The organism is Burkholderia sp. JP2-270 (assembly GCF_003233675.1).
Classification (GTDB): domain Bacteria; phylum Pseudomonadota; class Gammaproteobacteria; order Burkholderiales; family Burkholderiaceae; genus Burkholderia; species Burkholderia pyrrocinia_C.
In genome coordinates, this window is sequence record NZ_CP029825.1 from 1,996,243 (window position 1) to 2,011,908 (window position 15,666).

General features: G+C 66.4%; 18 protein-coding genes and 1 pseudogene. 8 read left to right on the forward strand and 11 right to left on the reverse strand.

Features of this window, described 5'->3' with window-relative positions; all coding sequences use genetic code 11:
- Window positions 1-118 precede the first annotated feature (118 nt).
- Both DM992_RS27000 and DM992_RS27005 read left to right on the forward strand, forming a co-directional pair.
- Entirely contained in the window at window positions 119-703 is a 585-nt protein-coding gene (locus DM992_RS27000; protein WP_111019378.1) for a TetR/AcrR family transcriptional regulator, read from the forward strand.
- 89 nt (window positions 704-792) lie between these two features.
- Entirely contained in the window at window positions 793-1,533 is a 741-nt protein-coding gene (locus tag DM992_RS27005; RefSeq protein ID WP_111019379.1) for an SDR family oxidoreductase, read from the forward strand.
- Window positions 1,534-1,565: 32 nt separating this feature from the next.
- Here the strand turns inward: DM992_RS27005 and DM992_RS27010 are convergent, their stop codons facing one another.
- From DM992_RS27010 to kdgT, 3 genes are all read right to left on the reverse strand, one after another.
- Window positions 1,566-1,865, reverse strand: coding sequence for a hypothetical protein (locus tag DM992_RS27010; protein ID WP_111019380.1), 300 nt, complete (start codon window positions 1,863-1,865; stop codon window positions 1,566-1,568).
- A gap of 69 nt (window positions 1,866-1,934) precedes the next feature.
- Complete coding sequence (locus tag DM992_RS27015) at window positions 1,935-2,396, reverse strand: nuclear transport factor 2 family protein (protein WP_111019381.1); 462 nt, start codon at window positions 2,394-2,396, stop codon at window positions 1,935-1,937.
- A 49-nt stretch (window positions 2,397-2,445) separates the two neighbouring features.
- The gene (gene kdgT / locus DM992_RS27020) at window positions 2,446-3,468 is read right to left on the reverse strand and encodes a 2-keto-3-deoxygluconate transporter (RefSeq protein ID WP_111019382.1); all 1,023 of its coding nucleotides are present in this window, start codon (window positions 3,466-3,468) and stop codon (window positions 2,446-2,448) included.
- 280 nt (window positions 3,469-3,748) lie between these two features.
- On the opposite strand from kdgT, the gene kduI reads away from it, so the two are divergent.
- Genes kduI through kdgR form a run of 3 tightly spaced genes read left to right on the forward strand, consistent with a single transcriptional unit; the run spans window position 3,749 to window position 6,337 of the window.
- Window positions 3,749-4,585, forward strand: coding sequence for a 5-dehydro-4-deoxy-D-glucuronate isomerase (gene kduI, locus DM992_RS27025; RefSeq protein ID WP_111019383.1), 837 nt, complete (start codon window positions 3,749-3,751; stop codon window positions 4,583-4,585).
- 4 nt (window positions 4,586-4,589) lie between these two features.
- Complete coding sequence (kduD, locus tag DM992_RS27030) at window positions 4,590-5,396, forward strand: 2-dehydro-3-deoxy-D-gluconate 5-dehydrogenase KduD (protein WP_111019384.1); 807 nt, start codon at window positions 4,590-4,592, stop codon at window positions 5,394-5,396.
- A 59-nt stretch (window positions 5,397-5,455) separates the two neighbouring features.
- Complete coding sequence (gene kdgR, locus DM992_RS27035) at window positions 5,456-6,337, forward strand: DNA-binding transcriptional regulator KdgR (RefSeq protein ID WP_204356182.1); 882 nt, start codon at window positions 5,456-5,458, stop codon at window positions 6,335-6,337.
- A gap of 48 nt (window positions 6,338-6,385) precedes the next feature.
- Here the strand turns inward: kdgR and DM992_RS27040 are convergent, their stop codons facing one another.
- On the reverse strand, window positions 6,386-7,984 hold the full coding sequence (locus DM992_RS27040; protein ID WP_111019386.1) for an EAL domain-containing protein: 1,599 nt from the start codon (window positions 7,982-7,984) through the stop codon (window positions 6,386-6,388).
- Window positions 7,929-8,132, reverse strand: coding sequence for a hypothetical protein (locus tag DM992_RS41835; RefSeq protein ID WP_162631682.1), 204 nt, complete (start codon window positions 8,130-8,132; stop codon window positions 7,929-7,931). Before DM992_RS41835 ends, DM992_RS27040 begins: the two co-directional genes overlap by 56 nt.
- A 260-nt stretch (window positions 8,133-8,392) precedes the next feature.
- On the opposite strand from DM992_RS41835, the gene DM992_RS41840 reads away from it, so the two are divergent.
- Complete coding sequence (locus DM992_RS41840) at window positions 8,393-8,575, forward strand: hypothetical protein (protein ID WP_162631745.1); 183 nt, start codon at window positions 8,393-8,395, stop codon at window positions 8,573-8,575.
- A gap of 35 nt (window positions 8,576-8,610) precedes the next feature.
- On the opposite strand, the gene DM992_RS27045 is transcribed toward DM992_RS41840, so the two are convergent.
- The 4 genes from DM992_RS27045 to DM992_RS27060 form a co-directional block, all read right to left on the reverse strand.
- Window positions 8,611-8,919, reverse strand: coding sequence for a hypothetical protein (locus tag DM992_RS27045; protein ID WP_111020411.1), 309 nt, complete (start codon window positions 8,917-8,919; stop codon window positions 8,611-8,613).
- 110 nt (window positions 8,920-9,029) lie between these two features.
- Window positions 9,030-10,649, reverse strand: a complete 1,620-nt coding sequence (locus DM992_RS27050) for a histidine-type phosphatase (RefSeq protein WP_111019387.1) — start codon at window positions 10,647-10,649, stop codon at window positions 9,030-9,032.
- Between the two features lie 179 nt (window positions 10,650-10,828).
- Window positions 10,829-11,263, reverse strand: coding sequence for a phosphatase (locus DM992_RS27055; RefSeq protein ID WP_043178987.1), 435 nt, complete (start codon window positions 11,261-11,263; stop codon window positions 10,829-10,831).
- A 324-nt stretch (window positions 11,264-11,587) separates the two neighbouring features.
- The gene (locus tag DM992_RS27060; protein ID WP_111019388.1) at window positions 11,588-12,946 is read right to left on the reverse strand and encodes an NAD(P)/FAD-dependent oxidoreductase; all 1,359 of its coding nucleotides are present in this window, start codon (window positions 12,944-12,946) and stop codon (window positions 11,588-11,590) included.
- A 99-nt stretch (window positions 12,947-13,045) separates the two neighbouring features.
- Here DM992_RS27060 and DM992_RS27065 point away from each other — a divergent pair, with 99 nt between their 5' ends.
- Complete coding sequence (locus tag DM992_RS27065) at window positions 13,046-13,999, forward strand: LysR family transcriptional regulator (protein ID WP_047901940.1); 954 nt, start codon at window positions 13,046-13,048, stop codon at window positions 13,997-13,999.
- A 30-nt stretch (window positions 14,000-14,029) separates the two neighbouring features.
- On the opposite strand, the gene DM992_RS27070 is transcribed toward DM992_RS27065, so the two are convergent.
- Complete coding sequence (locus DM992_RS27070; RefSeq protein ID WP_111019389.1) at window positions 14,030-14,227, reverse strand: hypothetical protein; 198 nt, start codon at window positions 14,225-14,227, stop codon at window positions 14,030-14,032.
- Window positions 14,228-14,419: 192 nt separating this feature from the next.
- Between DM992_RS27070 and DM992_RS27075 the strand changes: the two genes are divergently transcribed.
- Window positions 14,420-15,337: an AraC family transcriptional regulator gene (locus tag DM992_RS27075; RefSeq protein ID WP_111019390.1), complete on the forward strand. Its 918-nt coding sequence runs from the start codon at window positions 14,420-14,422 to the stop codon at window positions 15,335-15,337.
- A gap of 11 nt (window positions 15,338-15,348) precedes the next feature.
- Here the strand turns inward: DM992_RS27075 and DM992_RS27080 are convergent.
- Window positions 15,349-15,568, reverse strand: a pseudogene (locus DM992_RS27080) (DUF1016 N-terminal domain-containing protein); the annotation flags it as partial.
- Window positions 15,569-15,666: the final 98 nt, after the last annotated feature.

A 15,666-nucleotide genomic window follows, 5' to 3' on the forward strand; every position in this document is an offset into this window, starting at 1 on the left:
CCAGGCGGCGGATTTTAGCGCTTGGGCGGGGTCCGTGCCTGACGCGGGCATCGACGAAATGGGGATGGAGCGATACTGATTTATTGACTGATCTGTCAATAACGCCTATTCTGCGGCAATGGTGAGACCACGTGAATTCGATCGGGACGAGGCACTGGAGCGCGCGTTGCGCGTGTTCTGGGAGAAGGGCTATGCCGCGACGTCTACCGATGACCTGCTGAGTGCGATGCAGATCGGCAGGCAGAGCCTCTATAACGCGTTCGGCGACAAGCGCAGGCTATATGTCGAAGCGCTCGAACGCTACCAGTCGGAAAGCGTGTCGGGCCACGTCGCTCGCCTGACGGCACCGGCGTCCGCGATCGCGGGTATCGAGGCGCTGCTGCTCGGCGTGATCGCCGGCAACGCGGCCGAGCGCGTGCTCGGCTGCATGGGCGTCAATGCGATCTGCGAATTCGGCACGGCCGATCCCGAGCTGGCCGAGCTGCGCGAGAAAGCCGGCGCGATGCTGCACAAGCAGGTCGCCTCCCGCGTCCGCGAAGGGCAGGATGCGGGCGAGATCGACCGCGCGATCGATGCGCGCGAGGCCGCGAGTTTCATCCTGACGACGATGCAGGGTATCCAGCTCGGCGCGCGTGCCGGGTCGAAGCTGCAGGCGTTGCGCACGACCGCGGAATTCGCGGCCGATCGCCTCAGGGCGCGCTGATACCGATACACGCAGGACAACGCGCCGGCACGGTTGCCGGCGTTTTTTTGGGCAATTTATTGACTGATCAGTCCATAAAGGAGCGAATCATGACAGGCATTTCCGGCGGCGCACGCAAGGCCGCGATCGTATTCGGCGGGTCGCGCGGGATCGGCGCGGCCATCGCCCGGCGGCTCGCGGCCGACGGCGCGGATGTCGCGTTCACCTACGTCTCGGCGCCCGAGCGCGCGCAGGAAACCGCTGCCGCGATCGAAGCGAGCGGGCGGGCAGCGCTGGCGATCCGGGCCGACAGCGCGAATGCGGACGAGATCCGCCAGGCGGTCGCGCAGGCGGTCGGGCGCTTCGGGCGGCTCGATGTCGTCGTGGTCAATGCGGGCATCCTGAAGCTGGGCGACGTGGCCGAGGTCAGCGTCGACGATCTCGACCGGATGCTGGCGGTCAACGTGCGGGGCGTGTTCCTGGCCGTCCAGGCCGGCGCCGCGCACCTGACGCACGGCGGCCGGATCGTCACGATCGGCAGCAACGCGGCCGTGCGCAGCGGGCATCCGGGGTCGAGTGTCTATTCGATGACGAAGGCCGCGGTGGCCGTGATGGTCAAGGGCATCGCCGTCGATCTCGCACCGCGCGGGATCACGATCAACAACGTGCAGCCGGGGCCGGTCGAGACCGACATGACGGCCGATCACCTCGACCGGATTCGCCCGCTGATTCCGCTGCGGCGAGCCGGCAGCCCGGACGAGATTGCATCGCTGGTGGCGTGGCTCGCGAGTGCCGAATCGGGATACATGACGGGATCGAGCCTGACGATCGACGGCGGGATGGCGTTGTAGCGCGGTGCGCAACGGAGCCGCGCGACGCGGAATCAGCCGACCGGAAGCCGCTTCGCGACACGCCATGCGATGCGCGCCGCATCGGCCGGCCGCAGCAGCCAGCGTCGCGCGGCAACCGCATGCCGGTTCTGCGTGACGTATGCGTCGACGGCCAGTTCGAGCGCATCGTGGTCGTCATCGGGCCTGACGAGCATCGCCGATGCGCCCGACCCGTCGACGAATTCGATCACCGCCGGTTGCGGCCGATTCGCATCGAGTGTCGTGCCGACGTGCACGACGCTGCCCGGATAGAGATGCGAATGACTCGCGCGCAGCAGCACGGCGGTGGGCATGGGCGACGCTCCGGAGCAGGCGGGTAGGGACACTGCGACTACGCTGCACGATGCCGCAGGATAGCCCCGTCACTCCTTCGGCAGCAAATACGCTTGCCGCGCGAACAGCCGCCATCCGTCAGGATGACGCTGCCACACTTGCAGCACGCCGATATGCGCGGTGCTCGTCTTGCCGTCCGGCAGGTTGTTCACCGAATCGAACGTATGGCGCACCCATGCGCTATCGCCGTTCACTGTCACCGTCTGGCCCGGCAGCGCGATCGACTGGAACGCATGCGTGCCGTCGAGCGTCTTCAGGAACGCGGCGCGGTCCTGCAACTGGCCGGACGAGTGGCCGTAGGTGAGATCGTCCTCGATGAGCGTGCGCAGCGCGGTGCCGTTGCCGTCGAGCATCGCGACGCGCAGGCGCTCGACCGCATGCGCGACGCGCTCGGCATCGGAATCGGCGGCATGAGCGGCGGCGCTGCCGGCAAGCAGTGCGGCAACGGCGACGAAACGGGCAGCGGCGCCGAAGCGCTTGAGCAATGACATGGCGAACGGATTTCCTGTGACGGGAGAGGGGAACGACGTCAACGGCGCATCACACATGGCCTTCATGCTCGATCGGGCTTCCATGCGCGGGCCGTGCGGCCATCGACGGCAGCGACGCGCCGCTTGCCCGCGCCGCCCGCCGCGCCCACATCGCAGTCAGAATCGGCACGAGTATCGCCGTAACGAGGCAGGCAGTCGCGACGATCGCGGTCGCGGCCGGCACCATCGGTTTGAACTTCGGGATCATCTCGCCGATGATCGCCGGGTTCGCGACCGCGGCGCCGGCCGTCGACGACGCCGCGAGCCCGGCCGTGCCGTTGCCGCCGCCGACGAATTTGTCGGCGAGGATCAGCGGTACACCCGTCACGACGATCACCGCGAGCCCCAGCGCAATGCCGGGCAGGCCGCTTTTCGCGATCACGTTGAGATCGATGCCGTTGCCGAGCGCGAAGCCGAAGAACGGGATCAGCGGATGCACGCAGCGCCCGAACAGCTCGCGCAGGTCCGCATCGAGATTGCCGAGCGTGAAGCCGATCAGGAACGGCAGCACCGCGCCGATGAACAGCCGCGTCTCGAACACCGCGACGCCGGCCGCGCCGAGGATCAGCATGCTGACGAGCGGCCCCGATTCGATCGACATCAGCACGAACGCGCCGGCTTCCTCCTTGCTGCCGTACTGCTGCATCACGGCTGCATAGAGGCCGCCGTTGGTCATGTCCATCGACGTCGTGATCGCGAGCAGCGACAGGCCCGCGAACAGGCCTGTCCGGATGCCGTCGTCGGGGATGAACTGCGCGGCGAGCAACGTCGCGAGCCACGCGACCACGATCTTCGTCGCGAGCAGCGTGCCCGATTTGCGCAGCACGACGCCCGTCGCGCGCAGGTTGATCGTCGCACCCATGCAGAAGAACCACACGGCGAGGATCGGCACCGTGCCCGCGATCAGGCCGTTGGTGAACGAGCCGAAGTACTTCCCGGCGTTCGGTGCGAACGTATGCACGCACGCGCCGAGCAGCATCGGGACCAGCATGAGCCCGCCGGGAATGCGGTCGATGGCCTGTTTCAGCTTCACGTCTCCTCCGTGGACGTCGATGCGTCCCGTTGTCAAATGATGTCTGCTGACTGACTATAGGACATGATTCGGAACGTCAGTCCGTTTTTATGAATTTGTCCGGTAGTCGTATACCCGTAATTTCATAAATTACTGATAAAGAAGGGATTAATTGCGCCGTAGCGCGATGCTAAAAATACGGTTCGTCGTTCCGAATCTACAAAATTTGTGCTTCAATTCATCGTATGACCGTCGGCCGCACAGGCATCGGCGGTGTGTCCATCCCCCACGGAGAACCGGCATGGAAGTGCGGCAGGGCATCCACAGCGAACACGCGAAAGCGCTCGACACGGCCGGCCTGCGCCGGCATTTCCTGGTGGAAAACGTGTTCGCGCCGGACGCGCTGTCGCTCACCTACAGTCATATCGACCGCATCATCGTCGGCGGCGCGTGGCCGGCCACGCGGCCGGTCGAGGTGCCCGCATCGCTCGGCGCCGCGATGGGCGTGAGCCATCTGCTGGAGCGGCGCGAACTGGGCGCGATCAACATCGGCGGGCCCGGCTGGGTCGAGGTCGACGGGCAGCGTCACGCGGTGGGCACCGAGGAGGCGATCTATATCGGGCAAGGCGGGCAGGGCGTCGTGTTCGGCAGCGACGATCGCGCGCATCCCGCGAAGTTCTACGTGAACTGCGCGCCCGCGCACACCGCGTATCCGACGCGCACCATCACGCTCGCGCAGGCGTCGCCCGAAACGCTCGGCGACGCGGCGGCGAGCAATCGCCGCACGATCTACAAGTTCATCGTGCCCGACGTGCTGCCCACGTGCCAGTTGTCGATGGGGATGACGAAGCTCGAGCCGGGCAGCCTGTGGAACACGATGCCGTGCCATACGCACGAGCGCCGGATGGAGGTGTATTTCTACTTCAACCTCGCCGACGATGCGGCCGTGTTCCACCTGCTCGGCGAACCGCAGGAAACGCGCCACGTGGTCGTGCACAACGAGCAGGCGGTGATCTCGCCGAGCTGGTCGATCCACTCGGGCGTCGGCACGAAGGCGTACACGTTCATCTGGGGGATGGTCGGCGAGAACCAGGTGTTCAAGGACATGGATCACATCGCCGTCGCCGACCTGCGCTGACACCATGAAACGCGACAACCCCGATCTTCCTTCCGCCGTCGCGCGTTCCGCGCTCGCCGGCCTGTTCGACCTGACCGGCAAGGTCGCGATCGTCACCGGTTGCAACACGGGGCTCGGTGCGGCGATGGCTGTCGCGCTCGCGTCGGCCGGCTGCGACATCGTCGGTGCGAACCGCTCGGCGCCGGATGCGACGTCGGCGCGCGTCGCAGCGGCCGGGCGGCGCTTCGTCGACGTGCGCGCGGACCTGTCGACGCTGGAGCCGGTCGAGCGGATCGTCGGCGGCGCGGTCGATGCGTTCGGTCATGTCGACATCCTCGTCAACAACGCGGGCGTGATCCGCCGCTGCGATGCGCTCGATTTCACCGAGGCGGACTGGGACGCCGTCGTCGACGTGAACCTGAAGAGCGCGTTCTTCCTGTCGCAGGCGGTGGCGCGGCAGATGGTGCGGCAGGGGCGCGGCGGCAAGATCGTGAACATCGCGTCGATGCTGTCGTTCCAGGGTGGCATCCGCGTGCCGTCGTACACGGCGTCGAAGAGCGGCGTGCTGGGCCTCACGCGGCTGCTCGCGAACGAATGGGCCGCGCGCGGCATCAACGTGAACGCGATCGCGCCCGGCTACATGGAGACCGACAACACCGCGCAGCTGCGCGAGGACAGCCGGCGCAGCGACGAAATCCTCGGCCGCATCCCGGCCGGCCGCTGGGGCGTGCCCGACGATCTCGCGGGCGCGGCCGTGTTCCTCGCATCGCGCGCGTCGGACTACGTGCACGGCCACACGCTCGCCGTCGACGGCGGGTGGCTGGCGCGCTGACGGTATCGCGCGGCGGACGCGTTATGCTCTCCCGATTCGCATCTCATGGATTCACGGACCTGACAGCAACGCCCAGGCAGCGCAAGCGCGATCAGGCGAACATGGCACCGCCGGCCGACCCGTCGGCGGCCGGCGCCGCGGAGAAGGCCGATTCGGTCGCGGCCGTCGGGAAGGTCTTCACGATCCTCGCGGCGCTCGGCGATCGCCGCGAGATCGGCATCAGCGAGCTGTCGCAACAGCTCGGCATGTCGAAGACGACGGTCCATCGCTTCCTGCAGACGCTCAAGACGCTCGGCTATGTCGCGCAGGAAGGCGAGACCGACCGCTACCGGCTGACGATCCGGCTGTTCGAACTCGGCAGCAAGGCGCTGGAGAGCGTGGACCTCGTGCGCGAGGCCGATCTCGAGATGCGCCGCATCGGGCAACTGACGCGCGAAGCCGTGCACCTCGGCGCATTCGACGAGGACGCGATCATCTACATCCACAAGATCGACGCCGATTACGGGCTGCGCATGCAGTCGCGGATCGGCCGGCGCAATCCGCTCTACAGCACGGCGATCGGCAAGGTGCTGCTTGCGTGGATGTCGCCCGACGAGGCGCGCGTGGTGCTGGCCGGCATCGAGTTCAGGAAGTCGACCGCGAAGACGCTGTCGTCGGCGGACGCGGTGATGAGCATCCTGCCGCATGTGCGGCAGCAGGGCTACGGCGAGGACAACGAAGAACAGGAAGACGGCCTGATGTGTCTTGCCGTGCCCGTGTTCGATCGTTTCGGCTGCGTGATCGCGGGGCTGTCGATTTCGTTTCCGACGATGCGCTGCGGCGCGGATACGAAGGCGCATTACATCGCATTGCTGAAGGAGTCGGGGCGGGCGATTTCCGCGCGGCTCGGACATCATCCGGAAGCGGCCGGCGTCGAGCCGGCGGCGGTCGCGCAGGATTGAGCGTCCGAGGTGTGCGCAATATGGTCGCGCACCTCGGCGGCAACGCCGCTACGCCCACGCGCAATCGCGCCTCAGGTTCTCCGCCCGCTGCGGCCACTGATACAGGTAGCCTTGCGCGTACTGAATCCCGATCGCCTCCAGCGCGCAATGCTGTGCTTCGGTCTCCACGCCTTCGGCGATGATCTTCAAGCCGTAGTAATGCGCGACGGCGGCGATCCCCTCGATCAGCCCTGCGCCGCCATCGCTCAGTCGTGTGGTGAACTGGCGATCGATCTTCACGTAGTCGAACGGAAAGCGCGACAGCATGTCGAGATTGCTGTGATTCGTGCCGAAATCGTCGATCGCGAACTTCGCGCCTTTCGACCTGAGCGCATGGAATATCGCGGTGGTCCGCGCGTTCTTTTCGAGCAGGATGCGCTCGGTGACCTCGAGCACCAGCGTAAAGCCTGGCGGCAGCGAGCGGATTGCTTCGTCGACGACGGACACGAACCGCGCGCTTTCGAGGTCCTTTGGCGAGACATTCACGGCGATGCGCAGCGGCACGGACGGCGTCAGCGCGGTCAGTTCGGACACGGCTGTCCGCAGCACGAATTCCGTCACCTTCGGCAGGATCGTGCTCGATTCGACCTGCGGGATGAACAGCGCCGGGCTGATTGGCCCCCATTTCGGGTGGTGCCAGCGCAGCAGCGCCTCGACGCCGACTGTCCTGCACGTCCGGACCTCGACGATCGGCTGGTACACGACATGGAACTCGTTGCGCCTGAGCGCTTGGCGAACGGCCTTCAGCAACAGCCGCCGCGGCGCCATCGCCAGCAGGTAGGCGGCCATCACGAGGCCGTCGGCGAGCAGCGCGATCGTCATGCAGATCAACCGATAGTGGCGCTGGACCTGCGACGCGTAGTGCGTCGACGCGCCGACCGACACCGTGAACGGCCATCGGTGCGACGCGATCGTGCTTCCGTCTGCGAGGCCCGCGTCCGATTCCGGCGCGTACTTTCCGTTCTGGTCGAGATGGCCCGAACCTGCGATCGACAGCGTCGCGGTTTCCGTGCCGTGATGGGCGCCGCGCGCGAGCGCGTCGGCCACGTAGTCGCCCTCGATCAGGTAGAGCACACCCGCGCCGCGCGCGGTGGCGCGAAACACGGACAGCACCGGAATGTCGTGCTGAAACGGCGTCTGGCGCAACAGCGTGACGATTGTCGATCCCGGTTCCGGCTCGCGCGTGTACGCGTCGAGCGGCACGTCGATCGCGCCGAGCGCCGACGAGCACGTGACGCGACCGTGGTTCACCAGCCCGACGGCACGCAGGTAGCGCAGGCGAGTACCCACTTCGGCCAGCGTCCGGAAGATCGTCGCGCATGGCCGCCCGACGAGCGCGGTCAGCTCGTCCGCATGTCGCAGGCGAACGCTGTCGAGGATGCGGTCCACCGATGCCACGATGTCGTTCGCGGTGACGCGCTCGTGTGTGGTGACGGCATCGCGCGCGTAGCGATCGGCAAGCACGATCGCCAAGGTCGGCACGATCACGCAAACGATTATCGCAACGAAAAAGACAACCCGCGGCCACGCGCCGCTGCGCTGGAAAACTGGCTTAGAGCCTGGCGTGAGCGCCGACATTCCCGCAGTTGCCTTTCGTGTTGTTCGCATGGAGACGCAAGCCGAACCGGTCGATGCGCAAACGGCGAGCATGCGTCATGCCGGGTCCGGCAATACGGCGCGCGCGCGCCGATATCTCGATGTTAATCGATTCAACGGTCGCGAGGGCCATGGGCGGCGGCACCTCGCGATCGGCCATTCATCCGGTGGCTCGCGTCCATAACATGTGCCTGTTGCGCATGTAATTGACGTAGCACACCGAAAAAAAACCCGGCCGCAGGGTCGTGCGGCCGGGACGAAAGACACCTTCTCTTGGCACGAGGATGGTGCGCGGCAAGTATAAGGCGCGACGCGGGATTGTGAAATATTGTTAATCAACAAATGGTGTAGTTTTGTGATTGCATCTCGACAGGAAATATTTTCTACGCGGCGCCGTTTTCGTCGAACCGATGCCGGTGGATGAGCGGTGGCTGCACGAAGTCGGTCGCGCGGTACGCCGCCATCAGCGCAGAGCATGGAGTGCTGTCGAAAGGTGAACGACAGGAATGGCTGGCGCCGCTCGATCGCAGTGCCGATCCTGCGATGCGGGCCGGTATTGCCGGCACGTTCATGCAGGTGCTGAAGCGGTCCGACGTCGAATGATCGATGCGGTGCCGGCGCGTCGCACCGGCCGCGATTCAGAAATCGCTGCGCATCTTGCGAAGCAGGTCGCCGGGCGACTGGTGCGTGTCGACGGCGGTGAGGACATCGGTCAGGAACCACGGCAGGTTCAGTTGCGTGTCGGAATCGCCGACGCACACGCGGATCGGGGGCGCCTTCGACGGGGAGCGGGTGTCGTGCGCGGCGTCCCGGGACGGGACGCAATTTTTTGCGTGCGCTTGAACCGGAACCGGTGCATTGGCGCCGGACGATGATGCGCCGGCGGCTGCCGGCAAGCTGACGGCGGCAAGCAGGGTCAGGACAGCGACAGTGGCAACGCGTTTCATGGGAATCTCCGGCGATGTACGTTCGACCGCGCGGGCGGACGCGAGTTCGTCGATGCGCGGCGCCCCGCTCATCCTCTCATCCGCGCGCGACGCGTGCACCGCGCGTCACGTCACTGATACCCGTAACACTGCTTCAGCCCAGCATAGTCATAGAAGTGGCTGCCCGGCGCGATCTTCGCGCCGTCGCAAGCGGCCTGGAAATCCGTCTCGCGCTCGTTGTACAGCATCTTCACGATCAGCCGCGACCCGTTGCGATAGACATCCCACTGCATGTTCGCGGCCATCGGCGACACCTGGTCGCCGCGCCACGGGTTGTTCGCATACGTATAGGTCTGCGCCTGCGGCGTCGGCACGAACACGTTCTTCAGGTTCATGATCGACGCGAACGGAATTACGATCTCCGCATGCGTGAAGCGCAGCTTCGCGGCGCGGGTCAGGTCGCCGCGCGCGATCGCATCGACTTCGCCGAAGAAGTCGTCCTGCAGCACCTTCGCCATCCGGTACGTGACGGGGTTCGCTTCCTGGATGCCGGGCCCCTTCTGGTAGTAGTCCTCGGCATCCTGCAGATACGCGAGATACTGCGCCTGCTCCGCGCCGATGTATTTCTCCATCGTGACGCCGCCGGTTTCAGCCGTCATCGCGGGCGCGATCTGCAGCAGGTTGTACAGCACGTTCACCGCATCGACGGCCGTCGCGATCTTCGTCTTGCCGTCGCCCTTCAGCGTGTTGGTGAACTTGCCGTCCGCCGACGTGAACGGATAGGTTCCCGTGTTCGCGAACGTGTAGCCGTCGGTGCCGAGCTTCGCGATGAACGCCGGCGACACCAGCGCGGACAGCACCGTTTGCGCAACGTCGGCCGCCTGCGGTGCGGCCTTGATCGCCTTCAGCTTCGCGGCCACCGTCGTGTCGTTCGCGTAGGCCTGGTAAGCCTGGCTTGCCTGATAGGCCGCGTAGTACGGATCGCTCGTGTCGGTCACGAGATCGGTGGCCGGTTTCAGAGAGTGGAAATACAGCAGGAAGCGGTTGGTGCCGGCCGGCTGCGCGGCCGGTGCGTTCGCCGGATAGCCGGACGGCGCGGCCGGCAGCGTAATCGCCGCGGCCAGCGCCGGCCGTGCGGCGACGAGCGCGGCGGAGAAAAACGTCGAGCTGTCGACCGCGCGATCCTGGCCCGAGTTGACGACGACGACCTGCCGGTTGCCCGCCGAGAACAGCGCGGGCAGCCGCTGCGCGAGACGCGCGGCGAGCTGCTGGTGTTCGCGGATGCCGGTCTGCGTGAGGTTGCCGTATCCGGGCGTCGAGATGCCCGGCACGCCGTACCCGAGCAGCGCATTGGCCTTCATCATCGCGTATGTATCGGCCTTGAGCTGCGCGCCGAGCGCGGTCAGCGCGCCGTCGGACTCGGCCTTGACCAGCATCGCGTAGATCGCGCCGTCGTACTTGAAGCCCGACAGTCCGCGCGAGCCGTGGCGTGCGACGAGTTCGGCATAGACCGGCGCGTAGCCGGCGGGCGGCGCTTCGTACGTCGCGGCATCCTGCTGCGGACGGTAAGGCGTTTTCGTCTGGTAGTAGGTGGCGGGAGCCGGCGTTGGTTGAGGTTGCGGCTGCGGTGCGGGCGTCGAGCCGCTGTTGTCGGCCGACGTGGCGGGCGGTGTCGAGGTTTCCCCGCCGCACGCGGCAAGCAGCAGGCAGGCGATTGTGAGTGCGGCGGTGGTGTGGGTCGGGCGTGTCATCGTGGCGTGTAACGGGCGGGACGATGCGGTATCGCGTCGTTCCGTTTCCGGGAGAGATCGGTCGAACCCGGAAGTGTTGCAAGCGACTTTGACAGCAGAATGTCAGGATCGGGTCGGGCAATCGTCGGATTGCGGCCCGATCGACGATGGCCGGCCGATGCCGGCCCGTTCGCCGGCGTTCAGTGCAGGCCGGCCGATGCGATCGAGCGCACCGTATCGGTGATGTTTACGCAGCGCGACAGGCCGAAATGCTCGGCTTCGCGGCGTTCCGGTTCGCTGCTCGCAATCGCCACCGCACGTTCGGGCGGCACGCCGAGTGCTTGAAGTGCAACGTCGAAAGGATGCTGGTTTGATCCGGAGTCCTGCTGATTGGCGTCCGTGACGACGACCGAGAAGCGGTCGAGGTTCGCGCGGCCGAACTGGCCTTCGAACATGTCGCTGAGCCGTGCGGCCGGCAGCGTCGTGACGAGACCGAGTCGATATCCTTCTTCCGACGCACGGTCGAGCCACTGGATGATTGCGTCGCGTTGATGGCGCGATTCGTGCGAATCCGGTGTCGCTTCGATCTGTGCGAATGCGGCGTCGAGACGGGTGACGATGGCTTCGATAACCACGGTGATTCCTCTTCAGAGACGTGATGATCCGTTCGTCGACGGGAATGCCACACACCTTAGCGTCGATCCGGAAAACGCGACCAATTAATATTTTTATCCGACTTATACGATTCGACTAATGAATCGGGTTGTGAGCCAGCGTGGGCGCGGGATGCGTGTCGCGCAGTGTTTTCCGCACGACATGCAACGTATCGACGGTCTTCGATGTGATGCACCAAACTCGCGCACGTTGCGCATGCATCGGTCATATGCATATGAGAAAAACGGCGCATCGGGCGATGCGTGCCCGATACGCCGTCATGCGCTGCCGCTTTCAGCAGGCGATCAGTGCAGCTTGATCGACGGCTGGTTGCGGCTTTGCAGCCAGTGGCTCAGCGACTGGAACAGCGCGCGCTTCGCGCCGTATACGCTGAACAGGTGCTTGCGGTACAGGAACTTGTACAGGCCGATCGCGGCGAGCCCGTCGACGATCAGCGAACGCGAACGCACGCCGAGGTCGGCCTGGTACACGGCGCCGGCGTGCCCGAGCGACACGACGGTGCCCGCATCGCGGAACGTGAAGCCGGCCACGGGCTTGCCGGCGACGCGCCGCGCGAATGCATGGACCAGATACACGGCCTGCTGGTGCGCGACCTGTGCGCGCGGCGGCAGGAAGCCGCTCGCGCCGGCCGACGGGCACGCGGCGCAATCGCCGAACGCATACACGTGCGGATCGTCGGGCGTCTGCAGCGTGTCGGTCACGATCACCTGGTTCGAGCGATTGAGCGCGATGTCGCCGATCTCCCGCAGGATCGCGGGCCCCGCGACGCCGGCCGCCCAGATCGTGATGTCGCTCGCGAGCCGTTCGCCCGTCGCGGTCGTCACGGCATCCGCGCTCACTTCCGCCACGCGCGTATCGGTCAGCACGTCGACGTTCAGCGCGCGAAGCTGCGCGTGCATCTTCGCGGACAGCCGCGCGTCGAGTACCGGCAGGATGCGCGGGCCGCCTTCGATCAGCCGGATGTGCACGTCGCGCGCGGACACCAGCGCCTTGAAGCGGTACGTCGTCAGTTGCTGGATCGCGTGCCGCAGCGCGGCGGCCAGCTCGACGCCCGTCGCGCCCGCACCGATCACGTTGATGCAGATCGGCGCCGTGCGCATCGCCGGATGCTGCTCGGCCTGATGATTCGCCTTCGTGCAGGCCGCGAGAAACTTGCGGCGGAAATCCTCGGCCTGGTCGAGGTTTTCGAGCGGCAGCGCATGGCGTGCGGCGCCCGGCACGTTGAAGAAGTTCGTCACGCTGCCGACCGCCAGCACGAGATCGTCATAACCGAGCTCGCGCTGCGGCAGGATTTCCGTGCCGTCCGCGTCGTGCACGGCCGCGATCGTCGCCGTGCGTGCGGCGCGGTCGACCTGCTGCAGCGCGCCCTGCACGAAGCGGAAGCCGTGGCGCTTGGCCTGCGCCGCGTATTCGATCGTGTGGGATGCCGGGTCGCGATGGCCCGATGCGGCTTCGTGCAGCAGCGGCTTCCAGAAGTGCGTCGGGTAGCGGTCGACGAGCACGACTTCGGCTTGCCCGCGGCGTCCGACCGTATCGCCGAGACGCGTGGCGAGCTGCAGGCCGCCGGCGCCGCCGCCGACGATCACGATGCGCGGCATGCGCGGCGCGCGGTCCGTTGCAAGGTTGGGCGTGATGTTGTCCATGTTGGGCTCCCGCTGATGACGATTCGGATGACATTGCTCAAGAACCGACGATATAGTTTCGAACCCAGTCGAACAATTTAATGTTTATAAGCGACTCATATGTATTCACTTATAGGAAAGACCGCGACGTTCCGGCAGTTGAAGGCGCTGGACATGATCGCGCGGCTCGGCAGCGTGTCGCGCGCGGCCGAGGAGCTGAACCTGACGCAGCCGGCCGTATCGCTGCAGGTTCGCCTGCTCGAGGAGGCCGTGGGCGCCGCGTTGCTGCAGCGGGTGGGGCGCGGCGTGCAACTGACCGCGGCCGGCGAGATCGTGTCGCGTTATGCGCGCGAGATCCTGCATCTGTGGAGCGAGGCCGGCGACGAAGTAGCCGCGCTGACGGGCGATCTCGGCGGTACGCTGCGGATCGGCGCGATCACGACGGCCGAGTACCTGATCCCGCCGCTGCTCGTCAAATTCACCGCGACGCGCCCGCATGTGAAGACGTATTTCAAGGTCGGCAACCGCGACGACATCATCCGCATGCTCGCGACGCATGAAATCGATCTCGCGGTGATGGGCAGCGCGCCGAAGGAGCTGCGCACCCACGCGGTCGAGTTCGCGAAGCATCCGATGGTGTTCGTCGCCGCGCCCGGCCATCCGCTGATGCAGCGCAAGCGCGTCGCGCTGAAGGATCTCGAATCCGCGCACCTGCTCGTGCGCGAACGCGGTGCGGGCACGCGCTCGACCGTCGAGAGCCTGTTCAAGACGGCCGGCTACCGCTTCCATGTGGGGTCCGAATTGTCGAGCAACGAGGCGATCAAGCAGATGGCCGAAGCGGGGCTTGGCATCGCGTTCCTGTCGTTGCACGCGTGTGCACTCGAACTGCGTACCGGGCTGCTCGGGCAGCTGCCGTTCCCCGGCAACCCGATCGAGCGCGAATGGTATGTGGTCACGCTCGCCGACCGGCGGATCTCGCAGGTGACGGGGTTGTTTCGCGACTTCCTGATCAAGCAGGGCGCGCCGGTGATCGACGGCGCGACGGTGGCGCCGCACGAGCGGCGGCGCAAGTAGGCGGATGACGTCGGCCGGGCGGCCGCCCGGTCAGACGAGCCCGAAGTCGTCGTTGCTGTCGGGAATCGACGCGAGCAGCCGTTCGAGCTGATCCCAGCCGACGATGCGCAGGCACCATGCGGCGATGGCGGTGCGGTCGTTGCGGGAGCGGGGGCCGGATGAAGGGCGGGTGGCGGAGGACGGCGATGTCGCGGTGAGCGCGGCGCGTTGCGGACAGCAATGGGGCATGACGGTCTCCGTAGGTGTCGGATGGTGCGATCGTAAGCGTCGAGGTGCCCTTCGGCGCTCACGTAAGGATCGACTTGAGCAGAAACGGATGATCTTTTTCTGTCCGTCCGGATACGGCCCCCGCAGGCCCGGCACGCCGGCGGAAAACGCGTCACAATGCGCGTTCGATTCACGATCTGGTGGAGCCAAGCCATGAGCGATCCGATTCTCGCCGCGCCGCCGGACAACGGCGTGCCGGTCAGCCTGCGATCCAGCCGCGGGCTCGGCTGGCGGGGCTTCGGCGCGGCGCTGCTCGACATTCGCGCCGGCACGTACCGGATTCCGGCGGCCGACCATCACCGCATCGGCGTGCACATCGGCGGCCCCGTTCGTGCGGACTGCGTGTGCGACGGCGAGCGCGTGTCGCGCATCCAGGCGCATGGCGACGTCGACGTGATTCCGGCCGGCCTGCCCGGCCAGTGGACCGACAGTGCCGACTGCCGGATCCTGCACATCATGCTCAGCGACACGTTCGTGCGGCGCACCTTCGAGCACCTCGAACTGAAGCCGTCGCAGGCGCAGATCCGCCGCCGGCTGCAGGTGCGCGACCCGCGCCTGCAGCATATCGCGTGGGCGATGGCCGCCGAGCTCGAAGCGGAAGACGCGTCGGATCCGCTCTATGCGGAAAGCCTGTGCACGGCGCTCGTCACGCGGCTGGTCGACAGCCAGCCGGCGTTCCGCGAGCGCCGGCGCATGCTCGCGCCGAAGGCGGCGGCGCGCGTGATCGACTATGTCGAAGCGAACCTCGACCGGCGCCTGACGCTTGCCGAACTCGCGGCGCTCGTATCGATCAGCGTGCCGCATTTCAAGGTGTTGTTTCGCGAAACGCTCGGGATGCCCGTGCACCAGTACGTCGTGCGGCGCCGGGTCGAGCGTGCGAAGGCGCTGCTGCTCGAAGGCCGGCTCAGCATCAGCCAGATCGCGCTCGAAGCCGGTTTTGCGCACCAGAGCCACATGGCGAACTGGATGAACCGCGTGCTCGGCGCGACGCCGATGGAGATCGCGCGATCGGGGGCGCGGGGCGTGCTGCGGCTCGCTTACGACGGCGAGGGCGGGGGAAGCGAGGCATAACGACGCGGTGGTGCCGCGTCCGGCCAGGCGTCCGCGAAAGAGCGCATGTGTATCAGGTTGGCGCAGGAGAAGCCCTTCAAATCGGGAAGGGCCGCCTTGAGGTCGTGCGCCAGTCGCTCGATAACCTTGCCCCTGACCTTGCTTTGCCTGCCGCCACCGGCTGTCACGGCCGGTCTGCCAGTAGAGCAGTACCAGTTCGCGATTGATGGCCCGTGCGGCACGTTGCCGGGCACGAGTTGAATCGTTCATCCGTTCCTGTTCAAATCATCCCTCCCTGCGCGCCGTCAGGCCTGCGCATACCGACAATCACAGCACCTTCATCCCCCAGG